The 14,243-nt window shown below is 62.6% G+C and carries 8 protein-coding genes; 5 read left to right on the forward strand and 3 right to left on the reverse strand.

Annotation, left to right across the window (positions count from 1 at the left end; genetic code table 11):
- Nucleotides 1-275: 275 nt before the first annotated feature.
- On the reverse strand, nt 276-2,957 hold the full coding sequence (locus U1R88_RS02565; protein WP_322429830.1) for an Rne/Rng family ribonuclease: 2,682 nt from the start codon (nt 2,955-2,957) through the stop codon (nt 276-278).
- Nucleotides 2,958-3,744: 787 nt separating this feature from the next.
- On the opposite strand from U1R88_RS02565, the gene U1R88_RS02570 reads away from it, so the two are divergent.
- The 4 genes from U1R88_RS02570 to U1R88_RS02585 all read left to right on the forward strand — a co-directional run bounded on the left by U1R88_RS02570 (nt 3,745) and on the right by U1R88_RS02585 (nt 9,872).
- Nucleotides 3,745-5,067 carry an N-acetylmuramoyl-L-alanine amidase gene (locus U1R88_RS02570; protein ID WP_322429831.1) on the forward strand — a complete coding sequence of 441 codons (1,323 nt, stop codon included), beginning with the start codon at nt 3,745-3,747 and terminating at the stop codon, nt 5,065-5,067.
- Between the two features lie 250 nt (nt 5,068-5,317).
- Entirely contained in the window at nt 5,318-7,726 is a 2,409-nt protein-coding gene (locus U1R88_RS02575) for a penicillin-binding protein 1A (protein WP_322429832.1), read from the forward strand.
- Between the two features lie 174 nt (nt 7,727-7,900).
- Nucleotides 7,901-9,032, forward strand: a protein-coding gene (gene prfB / locus U1R88_RS02580; protein WP_156771346.1) for a peptide chain release factor 2 whose coding sequence is annotated in 2 segments (ribosomal slippage) — nt 7,901-7,969 and nt 7,971-9,032 — 1,131 coding nt in all. Because the reading frame shifts where the segments join, the coding sequence is not laid out codon by codon here.
- Between the two features lie 54 nt (nt 9,033-9,086).
- Nucleotides 9,087-9,872, forward strand: coding sequence for an inositol monophosphatase family protein (locus U1R88_RS02585; protein ID WP_322429833.1), 786 nt, complete (start codon nt 9,087-9,089; stop codon nt 9,870-9,872).
- 42 nt (nt 9,873-9,914) lie between these two features.
- On the opposite strand, the gene U1R88_RS02590 is transcribed toward U1R88_RS02585, so the two are convergent.
- Nucleotides 9,915-11,579: an L-lactate permease gene (locus U1R88_RS02590; protein ID WP_068282610.1), complete on the reverse strand. Its 1,665-nt coding sequence runs from the start codon at nt 11,577-11,579 to the stop codon at nt 9,915-9,917.
- Nucleotides 11,580-11,820: 241 nt separating this feature from the next.
- Nucleotides 11,821-13,650 carry a PHA/PHB synthase family protein gene (locus U1R88_RS02595; RefSeq protein ID WP_082979424.1) on the reverse strand — a complete coding sequence of 610 codons (1,830 nt, stop codon included), beginning with the start codon at nt 13,648-13,650 and terminating at the stop codon, nt 11,821-11,823.
- A 165-nt stretch (nt 13,651-13,815) separates the two neighbouring features.
- Between U1R88_RS02595 and U1R88_RS02600 the strand changes: the two genes are divergently transcribed.
- Nucleotides 13,816-14,193, forward strand: coding sequence for a hypothetical protein (locus tag U1R88_RS02600; protein WP_068282613.1), 378 nt, complete (start codon nt 13,816-13,818; stop codon nt 14,191-14,193).
- The last annotated feature ends 50 nt before the right edge of the window (nt 14,194-14,243 follow it).

The following is a 14,243-nucleotide window of genomic DNA, read 5'->3' on the forward strand; positions in this document are numbered from 1 at the left end:
GAAAAAATGCCGGCTGCCAATGCCCAAAGCGTCTTGCCATCGGGCGCCAACGCCCAGAATTGCATGAACGCTTCCCAGCTCCATGGCCACGCCATAAGAAAACGCCGCATTGACCATTAATGCGGCGCCTTCAAGCATCCCGAAGCGCCCTGCCATCTGACGCAAGCGCCGCGAATCGCAAAGTCGCTCTGGCCTATCGTCGGGCTGGCCTGGAAACGAAGAGACGGAGCAAAGGAGCGTTCGGTCATGAACGCCCTCTGCTCACGTCGATCACATCATTTCTTCGACCACCATCCGGCCTTCTTCGGCTTGGCCGGATCGACGGCGTCGACATAGACATAGGCGGAAGGGTTGGACACCACGACTTCGCGCGCCGCGGCAGATGCCACAGCTTCCTGAACCGGCTCCGGCTCGGCGACTGGAGCCGGTGCCGGGGGGGGCTCGGCCTGAACGGGCTCGGCCTCCGGGGCAGGGACCGGCGCAGGCTCGCTCTCCGCTTCGGTCTTGATCGCTACCTGCTTGCGACCCCGGCGCTTGGGCTTCGGCTTTTCCTCGACGACCGCCTCGGGTGCGACCTCGGCGACGGCGGGGGCCTCCACGGCTTCTGCTGCCACGGCTTCAACGGTCGCGACTTCAGGGGCAGAAGCCTCGGCTGCGGGCGCTTCGGCTTCGTCAACGGCCGGCGTCTCCACTTCGGCCTCGCGGCGACCGCCACGACGCCCGCGGCGGCGGCGCTTGCCGGTATCGGCACTCTCATCTTCGCTCGGTGCGGCAGCTTCGGCGGCCGGAGGCGTTGTCACCTCCTCGGCGACGGGGGACTCGGCGGCAACCTGCTCGGCAGCCGGCGCGGCATCCTCGCCTTCACCTTCGCTTTCACCCTCGTTTTCATTGGCTGCGTTCTGTGCATCCGCCTCGGTGCCGGTGCCATTGCCCCGACGGCGACGGCGGCGGCGGCGACGCTTGCGCCCGCCTTCCCCGCCTTCGGCTTCGCCATCGGCGGCCTGATGGCGCGGCTTGCGGCCGCCCTCGGCCTCCTTTTCCTCCTCCTCGTCGGCTTCGACTTCGATCTCGACTTCGGCCACTTCTTCGGCCGGCGGGAAAGAATCGACCTGGACCGTGGTCGCCACGGGGCGGGGTTCCAGCGGCGTGGCGATATCGCCGCGCTCGATCAGGTAGTTCTGGTTGCCCACGATGGTCTCATCGGCGCTGACCGTGATCGAGACGCCGAAACGAGCCTCAAGCGCGTAGAGATGGCCACGCTTGTGGTTGAGCACGTAGAGCGCGGTGGCCGTCCGGGTGCGCAGCACCAGATTGTGCGTGGCGCTCTTGAGAAGTTGGTCTTCCAGGGCGCGCAGGATGTGCAGCGCCACCGAGGTAACGGAGCGGACATGGCCGCTGCCGCCGCAATGGGCGCATACTTCGGTGGAAGATTCCAGCACGCCGGTGCGGATACGCTGGCGCGACATCTCCATCAGGCCGAAATGCGAGATGCGGCCGACCTGGATGCGGGCCCTGTCGTTCTTCAGGCAATCCTTGAGCTTGCGCTCGACCGAGCGGTTGTTGCGGCTCTCGTCCATGTCGATGAAATCGATGACGATCAGGCCGGCAAGGTCGCGCAGGCGCAGTTGGCGGGAGATTTCCTCCGCCGCTTCGAGATTGGTCTTGAGGGCGGTGTCCTCGATATTGTGCTCGCGCGTGGCGCGGCCCGAGTTGACGTCGATCGAAACCAGCGCCTCGGTCTGGTTGATGACGATGTAGCCGCCCGATTTCAGGCTGACGGAGGGCGAGAACATCGCATCGAGCTGGGCTTCCACGCCGAAACGCTGGAACAGCGGCGCCGCCTCGCGATAGGCCTGCACGTTCTTGGCATGGCTCGGCATGAGCATGCGCATGAAGTCCTTGGCCTCGCGATAGCCCTCGTCGCCGGCGACGATCACCTCGTCGATATCCTTGTTGTAGAGGTCGCGGATCGAGCGCTTGATCAGCGAGCCCTCTTCATAGACGAGCGTCGGAGCCGCGGACTTCAGCGTGAGATCACGCACGTTCTCCCACAGGCGCAGCAGATATTCGAAGTCGCGCTTGATCTCGACCTTGGTGCGCGAGGCACCGGCCGTGCGCAGGATCACACCCATGCCATCAGGCACGTCGAGTTCGCCGGCCACGGCCTTCAGGCGCTTGCGGTCGACGGCATTGGTGATCTTGCGGGAGATGCCGCCGCCACGGGCGGTGTTGGGCATCAGCACCGAATAGCGGCCGGCCAGCGAAAGATAGGTGGTGAGGGCAGCGCCCTTGTTGCCGCGCTCTTCCTTGACGACCTGGACCAGCAGCACCTGGCGGCGCTTGATCACTTCCTGGATCTTGTACTGCTTGCGGGGGCGGGAGACACGCTCCGGGATGTCGTCGGCAACATCCCCGCCGCCGAGCGCCTCGACATGCTCCTCGTCGGAGCCGGAGCCAACCTCGACGATTCCGCCCGAACCGCCTTCCTCGCCGGTGCTGTCCTCGGACGCTTCAGGCTCGGGCGCAGAAGCAACGACGGCAGCCGTCTCGGCTTCCGCGGCCTCGGTGCGGTTCTGGCCGCGCCCACGGCGACGGCGTGAACCGCTCCGGCGTCCTTCACTCGCGCCATTGGCGTTGCCGTTTTCCTCGTCTTCATCCTCGTCGCGATGCGAGCGCTGTTCCTCGGCCAGCAAGGCCAGGCGATCGGCAACGGGGATCTGATAGTAGTCGGGATGGATTTCTGAGAAGGCGAGGAAGCCATGGCGGTTGCCGCCATATTCCACGAAGGCCGCCTGAAGGGACGGTTCAACGCGGGTGACCTTGGCAAGATAGATATTGCCGCGCAGCTGCTTGCGATTGGCTGCCTCGAAGTCAAACTCCTCGACGCGATTGCCGCGGACCACCACGACCCGGGTTTCCTCCGGGTGGGCGGCATCGATCAACATTTTGTTGGCCATTATTATTTTCTCTCTGGCAAGCGCGGCCGGGGTCATGCGCGACGGGGCTGCTGGCGACGAACACCGATACAGCCCTGCCGATGCGGCAGGCGCTTGCTCTGTTGGCTGGGACAAGGCTCGATGAGGGGCGAATGGTATGTCCCGAAGGCGAAAGCGGCAGTATTCGTGCAAACCGCTCGGGGAGTGCACGCTGCATCACTTCTCGACGTCCGGGGGATGCTGTTGTTTGCATCGCTCCATCACCGGGTTCGGGTCTCGGGACTGCTCCCGGGACGGCGCTCTCGGTCGATGGGCGGGACGGGATATCCGACCGGCGCTCGCGCCGATCCGGATCGCTGGGCGATCCGCACGCCACCCGTGATTCTCCTTATCCTCTAAGGACACATCAGCAGCCGGATAACCTCGGCTTGGCCGGCACCGCATACGATCGTCACGCTTTCACGGCGCAACCGGTCTGCAGGGACCATTCTGATGCTCGAATTCGGCATGGTCGGAGAACCATTCGAGAGCAAATTCGTTTTATCGAGTTCTTGTTCGATTTGGCAAGGATTTCCGTTGGCTGTTGCAGGAAGGACACGCAGAACATCGGGTCTACGTTAACGTCGGAGATACCCTTCGAGGCCTTCATCATTGTTTCGCCACTTCCAAGCGGATATTGGCAAGGCCGGATTTCGCGCCGGACCCAGCCTTTCCGCGGACGGGGAGCCGCGGCCGGGCATGCCAGGCGGAATTTCGATATGCCGGGCACCGGCAGGCGTGACAGCCGTGTTCGGCGGGAAAACTGGAGATGATGGGCGGAATGAGGCTCGCCGCGATTGGCATGCTGGTCTTGTTGGGGATGGGGCAGGCCCAGATGAGCCATGCCGCCCAAGGTCCCGTTGCCCCCCCTGCCACGGCCGAACCCGCAGTGACACCGCCCCCCGCGGCAGTGGCGCCGTCGTCCCTGACGGCCAGTGACGCAAGGCTGGCGGGTGACGACAAGCGCACCCGCCTGATCGTCGATCTTCACGGTTCCGTGAACGAGCTGAATTTCCGCGTCTTCGTGTTGCCCGATCCCTATCGCGTGGTGGTGGATCTGCCGCAGATCGAGTTTGGCATGCCGCCGGAGACCGGCAAGCAGGGGCGCGGCGTGGTGAGCGCCTATCGGTTCGGCCTGATCGCGCCCGGGAAATCCCGCATCGTCCTGGACCTGACCGAGCCGGCAGCCGTGGACAAATCCTTCCTCCTCGACGCGCTGGACGATCAGCCGGCGCGGCTGGTGATCGATCTCGTCAAGACGGACAGGGCTGCCTTCCTGCGCACGGCGGCCAGCCAGAAGAGTTCGGACATGAGTGCGCACCCGCAGCCGTCCTCGCCGCCGCTCCTGCCGGAAAGCCAGCCCGGCCGGCCCGTGGTCGTGGTCGATCCCGGCCATGGCGGCATCGACATGGGTGCGACCTCCAAATCCGGCGAGCAGGAAAAGACCATCGTGCTCGAATTCGCCAAACGGCTCGCCGACAAGATCAACGAGACGGGGCGCTACCGGGCTGTGCTGACCCGTGACGGCGATACCTTCATCTCGCTGGCCGGCCGCGTGCAGTTCGCACGCGCCAACCGCGCCTCGCTGTTCATCTCGGTGCATGCCGACACCCTGCACGACCCGTTCGGCGTCAGGGGAGCTACGATCTACACGCTCTCGGACCGGGCCTCCGATGCCGAATCGGCTCGTTATGCCGAGCAGGAGAACAAGGCCGACGCGATCGCGGGCGTTGACCTTGCATCGGAGCCTGGCGATGTCGCCGATATCTTGATCGACCTCACGCGGCGCGAAACCAGATCCTTCTCCAACGGCTTTGCCAAGGTCCTGATCGACCAGTTCCAGGCCGCAGCCACGCTGAACAAGAACCCGCACCGCTCGGCTGGCTTCAAGGTGCTGACGGCTCCCGACATTCCCTCGGTGCTGCTGGAGCTCGGCTATCTGTCGAGCCGGGACGACGTGAAGCTGCTGACCTCCGATGATTGGCGCAACCGGGCGGCCGATGCCATCGTGACGGCGATCGATGGCTTCTTCCAGCAGCGCCGCGCCAACCAGCCGGCAGCCTCCAGCGGTTCTGCGCCGGCAACGCCCTGAACATTCGGTCGCGGCTCTCGCAGAACGGGTTCCCGCAGGGGTCTTGCACAGGCATGTTGCGGGGGAGCCGCAGTTTCTCCACAAAAGCCCTGCAAAAGCGTCGAGGTGCAGTTGCCGCGCTTGGGTTCGACTGGCCTGGCATGTTAGATGTCAAACGAATGTGCCGGGGCTGCCGGTATGAAAACGAACGGCTTTGGCCCAAACCCGGCAATGGCAGGGCAGGGAAGATATTGCCGATGAAAGCGTTGTGATGAGACTTTTCGTTCGGTTCCTTGGATTTTTGTTCACAACGGCATCGATGTTGTTCCTTGTCGGGGGATCGTTCGTGGCCCTCTATGTCTGGGCCAACACACGCGACCTGCCCGATACCGCAGCGCTCAAGGATTACGAACCACCGGTCATGACCCGCGTGCACGCGGGCGATGGCGCACTCCTGGCCGAATATGCCCGCCAGCGCCGCCTCTATCTGCCGATCGAGGTGATGCCGCCGCTCCTGATCCACGCTTTCATGTCGGCGGAAGACAATGATTTCTACAATCATGTCGGCATCGATCCCAAGGGCGTGCTGCGCGCGCTGATCGCCAATGTCACGCATAAGGGCCGCCGCCAGCAGGGGGCATCGACCATCACGCAGCAGGTCGCCAAGAACTTCTTCCTCGCGCCCGACCAGAACATCGTGCGCAAGATCAAGGAGGCCATCCTGGCCCTGCGGATGGAGCAGACCTATTCCAAGGACAAGATCCTCGAGCTGTATCTGAACGAGATCTATCTGGGCATGGGCAATTACGGCGTGGCCGCCGCTGCCCTCAATTATTTCGGCAAATCGGTCGACGAACTCGGCGTCGCCCAGGTCGCCTATCTCGCCGCCCTGCCGAAGGGGCCGAACAACTACAATCCGATCCGCAATCACGATGCGGCCGTCGGTCGACGCAATTGGGTGATCGACCAGATGGTTTCCAATGGCTACATCTCCAAGGAGGAGGGGCGGAAGGCCCAGGCGGAGCCCCTGGCCGTGACGCCGCGCTCCTTCGAAGGCGCCCAGAGCTATGCGGCCAATTATTTCACCGAGGAAGTCCGGCGCGAGATCGCCGAGCGCTATGGCGAGGACAAGCTCTATGAAGGGGGCTTGTCGGTACGCACCACGCTCGATCCGAAGCTCCAGCGCCTAGCGCGTGATGCCATGGTGGCCGGACTGGTGCGCTTCGACGAGCGCGGCGGCTTCCGCGGCCCGGTTAAGAATGTCGACCTCGGCGAGGACTGGGGCGTGACCCTGGGTGCGGAAAAGCGCCTGAGCGACATCAAGCCCTGGCAACTTGCCATCGTCCTCGATGCCGGCGACAACTCCGCCCGCATCGGCCTGCAGCCGCCGCTGGACCGTTTCGGCTCGATCTCCACCGAACGCCCGACCGGCACCCTCAATCTGGATGGCGTGAAATGGGCGCGCAGCCGGGTCGGCAAGGTCAGCCAGATCCTGAAGGTCGGCGACATCATCTATGTCGAGCCCAGGGCCGACGGCACCTTCCGCCTGCGCCAGATCCCCGAAATCTCCGGCGCCATGGTGGTGATGGATCCCTATACCGGCCGTGTGCTCGCAATGGTGGGGGGCTTTTCCTTCGACCAGAGCGAGTTCAACCGCGCCACGCAGGCACAACGTCAGCCTGGCTCCTCCTTCAAGCCCTTCGTCTATGCCACCGCAATCGACAATGGCTATACGCCGGCTTCCGTGGTCATGGACGCGCCGATCGAAATCAACCAGGGCAATGGCGAGACCTGGCGGCCGTCCAACTATTCCAACAAATTCTACGGCCCGCAGACCTTGCGTTTCGGCATCGAATATTCGCGTAACGTCATGACGGTGCGGCTTGCCCAGGACGTGGGCATGCCGCTGATCGCCGAATATGCCCGTCGCTTCGGCGTCTATGACGACCTGCCGTCCTATCTGTCGGGCGCACTCGGCGCCGGCACCACCACCGTGATGCGCATGGTTGCCGGTTACGGCATGCTCGAGAATGGCGGCCGCCTGATCAAGCCGACCTTGATCGACCGCATCCAGGACCGCTGGGGCAAGACCATATACAAGCATGATGAGCGCATCTGCCAGGGCTGCAATGCCGACGACTGGAGCAATCAGGACGAACCCAAGCTGCTTGATCCGCGCGAGCAGGTGCTCGATCCGATGACGGCCTATCAGGTCACCTCCATGCTGGAAGGCGTAATCCAGCACGGATCGGCCCAGACGCTGCGCTCGCTCAATCGCCCGATTGCCGGCAAGACTGGCACGACCAGCGACGAGAAGGATGCCTGGTTCATCGGTTATTCGCCCGACCTCGTCTGCGGCCTCTATGTCGGCTACGACACGCCGCGCCATATCGGCAACAAGGTCACGGGCGGCAGCCTGGCGGCGCCGATTTTCGGCACTTTCATGAAGACGGCCCTGGCCGATAAGGCACCCGTGCCCTTCCGCGTGCCGCCCGGCATCAAGCTGATCCGTATCGACCGCAAGACCGGCATGCGTTCGGATGGTGGCGGCGCCATCCTGGAAGCCTTCAAGCCCGGCACGGCACCGCCCGACAACTACACTGTCATCGGTTCTGGCAGCGGTGGCTCGGAGGGCGGCGGTGGCGGGCCCGTCTCGATGGGGACGGGTGATCTCTACTGATTGTCCTTTCCCTCGCCGAACAGCTTGCCTATATGAAGCCCGGCGAGGGTAAAGTGCGAATTCTCCGAATCGGACTTCTTCTCCAACTCTTTGTTTCGACGCATTTTCTGAAGCGAAAAGTCTGTCGACCTTTCTCGAAAATGCTTTTGCCAATCTCGAACGGGCGATTCTTTCATGCGCGCTGAAATCCTGTCCCTGGCGGACGAAATCAAGCAGTCTGCTGGACTGCTGAGGAGGCATCTTTGACTGGGATACTTCCTACGCCCGCTTGCAAGAACTGAACCACCTCTCCGAACAGCCTGACTTCTGGAACGACGCCGAGAAGGCCCAGAAGCTGATGCGCGAGCGTACCGATCTCGACGATCGGTTGTCGTCGCTCGTCCGCATCGAGAAGGACCTCGACGAAACGCTCGAGCTTGCCGAGCTCGGTGAAGCCGATGGCGACGAGTCGATCGTCGACGAGGCCCAGACCGCATTGGAATCATTGAAGAACGAGGTCGTCGAACGCCAGTTCGAGGCTCTGTTCTCCGGCGAGGCCGACAACAACGATACCTATATCGAAATCAATTCCGGCGCCGGCGGCACCGAGAGCCAGGATTGGGCCAATATGCTCCTGCGCATGTATACGCGCTGGGGTGAGCGGCATCGTTTCAAGGTGGAGTTGATGGATTTCACGGATGGTGAAACCGCCGGTATCAAGTCGGCCACCATCCTGGTGAAGGGAACCAAGGCCTATGGCTGGGCCAAGGTGGAATCGGGCGTGCATCGCCTCGTGCGCATCTCGCCCTACGATTCCAACGCCCGCCGGCATACGTCCTTCGCCAGTGTCTGGGTCTATCCGGTGATCGACGACTCGATCAACATCGAGATCAATGAATCCGACTGCCGCATCGATACCTACCGTGCTTCGGGCGCTGGCGGACAGCACGTCAACCGGACGGACTCGGCCGTGCGCATTACCCATATTCCCTCGGGTATCGTGGTGGCCTGCCAGCAGGACCGTTCTCAGCACAAGAACCGTGCGACGGCCTGGGCCATGCTGAAGGCCCGCCTTTACGAGGCGGAGCTGAAGAAGCGCGAAGAGGCCGCCATGGCCACCCATGCCGGCAAGACCGATATCGGTTGGGGGCATCAGATCCGCTCTTATGTCCTGCAGCCCTATCAGATGGTGAAGGATACCCGCACGGGCTACACCTCGGGTACGCCTGGCGATGTGCTGGACGGTGACCTCGACGACTTCATGAAGTCGGCCCTGGCCCAGCGCGTCTATGGCGGCGGGCCCGATGCGGTCGAGGATATCGACTAGTGACAAGCCGGGGTTCCACCCCGGCTTTTTTCTTTTGAATCGAGCAAGTTACCGATGAGTTCCGATCTGATCTATCAACGCTATTCCTTTGCCCATGGCCTGATCAAGGAGGCCGGTGCCCTGGCGCTTGGCTATTTCAACGAGCTGGGCAGCCTGACGGTGAAGAGCAAGGGCTTGCAGGATGTGGTCAGCGAGGCCGATCTGCAGACCGAACTGCTCATCAAGAAGCGTATCGCCGAATCCTATGCCGAGGATGGCTTCTTTGGCGAAGAGACCGGGCCGAGCGGCGTCGGCGACAAGCGCGGCATCTGGGTCGTCGATCCTATCGATGGCACCCAGCCTTTCCTGAGTGGCCTGTCGTCCTGGTGCGTGTCGATCGCCTTCGTCTATGACGGTGAATTGCAGTTCGGCCTCGTCTATGCGCCGAAGGACGATGAGCTCTTTGCCGGCGGGCTGGTCGCTCCCGCCACGCTCAACGGCCGGCCGATCGAGCCGCACAAGGGCGGGGCTCTCAGCGATGGCGTGGTCAGCGTCGGCTACAACAATCGTATCAAGCCCAGCGAAGTGCTGGCGGTGCTGGCGCGCCTTCTCGATGCCGGCGGTATGTATCAGCGCAACGGCTCGGGGGCGTTGTGCCTGTGCTATGTCGCTTGTGGCCGCCTGCTCGGCTATGTCGAATCCCACATCAATTCCTGGGATTGCCTTGGCGCGATTGCCATCATCCGCGCCGCCGGCGGCCAGACCAACGACTTCCTGGCCGAAGACGGCTTGGTGAAGGGCAATGCCATCATGGCCGGAGGGTCGGCCATCTATCCGGCTCTCCAGGAATTGCTCGGCTGAACCGAGATCCAGGCCGGCTGTCACCCCGGCCTGGAGACAATGTCACCCGAGCACCATGGCGGTGAAGGGATAGACATAGGCCTGCAGTGTCACGAACAGGCCGACCAGGCAGGCCAGGACGATCGAGTGTATGAACACGTAGCGCAGGATTGTGCCTTCATGACCGTACCAGTTGGTGGCGGTGGAGGCGACGACGATCGACTGTGCGTCGATCATCTTGCCCATCACGCCGCCGGAGGAGTTGGCTGCCGCCATCAACACCGGTGACAGGCCCAATTGCTGCGAGGTGATCTTCTGCAGATTGCCGAACAGCACGTTGGAGGAGGTATCGGAACCCGTCAGTGCGACGCCGAGCCAGCCGAGCAGCGTTCCGAAGAAGGGGTAGAACACGCCCGTCGCCGCGAAGGCGAGGCCAAGGGTGGCGTCGACGCCCGACAGGCGCGTCAGCGTGCCGATGGCGAGCATGGCCGAGATGGTGATCAGCGAGATCGAGCACACCTTGATGGTGCGGCCATATTCGGCGATCAGCTTGGCTGGCGAGAACCCCATCAGCAGGCCCGACACGATGGCGGCCAGAAGCATGCCCGTGCCGGTGAAGGAGAGATAGGTAAAGGCGAACACCGCGGTTTCGGGCGTGGGTTTGGCCACCACGGGCGCCACCTTGTTGATCTGGTTGTGCAGGTCCGGCACCTGATAGTTCCAGGAGAAGATGGCATTGGCCCAGGTCTTGAAGGCGCCGGTGCCCCAGACCAGCATGAAGATGCAGACCAGGATCCAAGGAAGCAGCGCCCCCCAGAGCTGGGCTTGCGTCAAGGGTTTGCGATCGGCATCCGTGCGAGGCCTTGCCAGATCCGCTGACGGATCGTTGGTGCGCAGGGCGGGCGAGAGCCAGAGCTCCTTGGGCTGCCAAACCTTCAGGAAGAGGATCAGGCAGGCCATCGAAATCAGCGAGGCACCGATGTCGACGATCCAGGGGTTGATGTAGTTGGAGATCAGGAATTGCGGCACGGCGAAGGAGATGCCCGTGACCAGGATGGCCGGCCACACCCCGATCATGCCCCGCCAGCCGGCGAAGGCGCCGATCACCCAGAAGGGCACGATCAGTGAAAACAGCGGCAATTGCCGGCCGACCATGGCTCCCAGCACATAGGGGTCGAGCCCGGTTACCGACGCCAAGCCCTGGATCGGCGTACCCAAGGCGCCATAGGCGACCGGCGCGGTGTTGGCGATCAGGGAGAGGCCGGAAGCCGCCAAGGGTGAGAAGCCAAGGCCGATGAGGATCGCGCCGGTGATGGCAACAGGCGTGCCGAAGCCGGAAGCCCCTTCGAAAAAGGCGCCGAAGGAGAAGGCGATCAGCAGCAATTGCAGGCGCCTGTCTTCGGTGACACCGCCGATGGCACGCTGCAGCAATTCGAAGCGGCCGCTCTCGACCGTGATGCGGTAGAGATAGATCACGTTGAGAACGATCCAGCCGATCGGGAAGAAGCCGGTGACGACACCGAGCAGGGAGGCCCGGATCGACAGGCCCGCGGGCATGGTAAAGATGAATATCGTGATGAGATTGGCGACGATGAGAGCGATCACCGCCGCGATATGCGCCTTGACCTTGCCGCTGGCGATCAGAACTAGCAAGGTTACCGCAGGGATGGCGGCTGCGATGGTGGACAGTACTTCGTTGTCGAGAGGGTTATAAATCTGGTTCCACATGTGATGGCTTCCCGATTACGACTTTTATCGTTGGGGTATGCCATGCGGAAGTTCTGCTGATTTGACCGTAAAATCAAGACAGGTATCAATATAGGCCCTGCAAGCGTGTGCAGGAGCCTTACGATGCGTCCGGTCTTGCCCTAGAGCAAAGCGCGTTTACACGCGAACGCTTGTTTGCTCTAACTCTTTGTTCCGACGCGTCTTTGCGGTTCTCGGAGATTCCGAGAAATCACAAAACGCTTCAGGACTTCACGCGCACATAACTTCCCGGCGCGTCGCCGAGAGGCTTGCGGCGTCCACCCGGCTTGCGCTTGTCGGCGGGAACCTCCTCGGGGGCCTGCTTCCTCAGCCAGGTCAACCAGTCCGGCCACCAGGAACCGGGGTGTTCGGTGGCTCCCTCCAGCCAGTCCTCATAGCTGCCGGCGACGGCGCCGCCGAGCCAGTACTGGTATTTCTTGCGGGCAGGTGGGTTCACCACGCCGGCAATGTGACCGGAGCCGGACAGGACGTAGCGGACCGGCCCGCCAAAGGCCTGGGCACCGATGAAGACGGAATTGGGCGGGGCGATGTGATCCTCGCGGGTCGCCAGCTCATAGATCGGGATCTTCACCTTCTTGAGATCGAGGGTCTCGTCACCCACTACCATGCGCCCGCGCGTGAGATTGTTCTCCAGATAGCAATTGCGCAGATAGAAGGAGTGGTTCTTCTCGGGCATGCGGGTGGCATCCGCGTTCCAATAGAGCAGGTCGAAAGGTGTGGGCTGCTTGCCGCGCATGTAATTGTTGACGAGATAGGGCCAGATCAATTCTTGGCTGCGCAGCATGTTGAAGGCGGCGGCCATCTTGGAACCGGGAAAATAGCCGTGCTCGGCCATGGTTTTCTCGATCCATTGAATGTGGTCCTCGTCGGCGAAGACCTTGAGATCGCCGGCCTTGTCGAAATCGACCTGGGTGGCGAACAAGGTGGCCGAGGTTATGCGGGTATCGCCCTTGGCAGCCAGCCAGGCCAGCGTCACCGAGAGCAGGGTGCCGCCGACGCAATAGCCGATGGCGGAGACTTCCTTCTCGCCGGTGATCTTGCCGATTTCATCGAGGGCTGTGACCGGCCCTTCCTTCATATATTCCAGGAAGCCTTTGTTGCGCTGCTTCTCGTCCGGGTTCACCCAGGAGATCACGAATACGGTCAGGCCCTGGTCGACGCACCATTTGATGAAGCTCTTTTCGGGCGTCAGGTCGAGCACGTAGAACTTGTTGATCCAGGGCGGGCAGATCAGGATGGGCCGCTTCAGCACGCTGGCCGTGGTCGGCGTATATTGCAGAAGCTCCATGGTGGCGTTGCGGAAAACCACCTTGCCCGGCGTGGTGGCGAGATTGACGCCCACTTCGAATTTCGAGGTATCGGACTGGCGTATCTTCAGATCGCCATCGCCGGCATCGATATCCTCTTTCAGCATTTCCAGGCCGCGCACCAGGTTTTCGCCGTTCTCGGCCAGCGTGTCGCGAATGAGCGAAGGATTGGTGGCGATGAAATTGCTCGGCGAGATCGCGGCCGAGACTTGCCGCACGTAGAAATCGGCCTTATGGCGCAGGCGCGGCTCCAGGCCATCGGCCTCGTGGACCAGCTTCTCCGCCCAGCGGCTGGTAATCAGATAGGCCTGCTTGAGCAGGTCGAAATACTGGTTCTGGCTCCATTCGGGGTCGCGAAAGCGGGCATCCTTGGGGTCGGGCTCCGCGGCAGGCTTGGCTTCCTCGCCGGCCATACGCTGCAGCGAGGAGGTCCACAGGGACATGAAACCACTGGCGAGGCTGGTCTGGGCCTGCAGGGCGCGCTGCGGGTCGGACAGCCAATATTGCGCCAGATGACCGATGGAATTGACCGCGTCGGCGACCTCCTCGGTGATGTCGCTCTTGACCCTGCCGTCCTCCCGCGGGCGCAGATAGGCCGCCAGAGCCTTGCCGCCTTCCTCCACCGCGCGCCCCATATTACGGGCAAGCGTCTCGATATCGACTGGTCCAAATGAGGTCAGCGACTCGGCCGAGGGAGGGGGATTGGAGTTTTTCTCGTTCTTCATCGCGCCCCATCTTGGCTCTTTACGGCCCTTCATTAGAACATGTTTTTCCTTCCTGTGAATGCTTCTTCGCATCGCTTTGTGAACCATGACGGTGATTTCATCGATTTTCCCTGTTTGCCGATCGGCCGGCGCTCTATAAGAGAGGGGAGAAATTGCGAGAACGTCATGCGGATCCATTCCTTCCTCGTCGTCGCCGCATTGGCTGGCATCGGGCTTGCCAGCTGTGCCGGAGGCTCCGGCCAGACCAGCAAGCGCCTCGGGCTGACCTCGGGTCCGTTGCCGACGCCCCAACCCTTCGTGACGCAATCCCGCACGAGCCAGCCCAATGTCTATCCGCGGATCGGTGCTTTGCCGCCGCCGCGCAGCGACCAGATTCTGTCCATGAGCGAGCGCAAGGCGCTGGAGGCCAGCCTGCTGGCGACGCCGGGCCGGCAGCCGAGCCCCGAGGAACTCAAGGCCCGAGCGCAGGCCAACCGCAAGGTCGCCCAGAAGCGCGTTCCGCCGTCCCAGCGCAAGCACGTCGGCTTTTTCCCGCCGCAATGATCGATATCGCATTGTCGTAGATCGATTTTTCACGACCGGCGCAGATTTTT

The sequence above is a fragment of the Labrys sedimenti genome, assembly GCF_034424805.1.
Classification (GTDB): domain Bacteria; phylum Pseudomonadota; class Alphaproteobacteria; order Rhizobiales; family Labraceae; genus Labrys; species Labrys sedimenti.

Excerpts from the sequence above, each read along its gene's own strand:
- U1R88_RS02565 (WP_322429830.1), bottom strand. The coding sequence starts at position 2,957 with ATGGCCAACAAAATGTTGATCGATGCCGCCCACCCGGAGGAAACCCGG.
- U1R88_RS02570 (WP_322429831.1), top strand. The coding sequence starts at position 3,745 with ATGATGGGCGGAATGAGGCTCGCCGCGATTGGCATGCTGGTCTTGTTG.
- U1R88_RS02575 (WP_322429832.1), top strand. The coding sequence starts at position 5,318 with ATGAGACTTTTCGTTCGGTTCCTTGGATTTTTGTTCACAACGGCATCG.
- U1R88_RS02585 (WP_322429833.1), top strand. The coding sequence starts at position 9,087 with ATGAGTTCCGATCTGATCTATCAACGCTATTCCTTTGCCCATGGCCTG.
- U1R88_RS02590 (WP_068282610.1), bottom strand. The coding sequence starts at position 11,579 with ATGTGGAACCAGATTTATAACCCTCTCGACAACGAAGTACTGTCCACC.
- U1R88_RS02595 (WP_082979424.1), bottom strand. The coding sequence starts at position 13,650 with ATGAAGAACGAGAAAAACTCCAATCCCCCTCCCTCGGCCGAGTCGCTG.
- U1R88_RS02600 (WP_068282613.1), top strand. The coding sequence starts at position 13,816 with ATGCGGATCCATTCCTTCCTCGTCGTCGCCGCATTGGCTGGCATCGGG.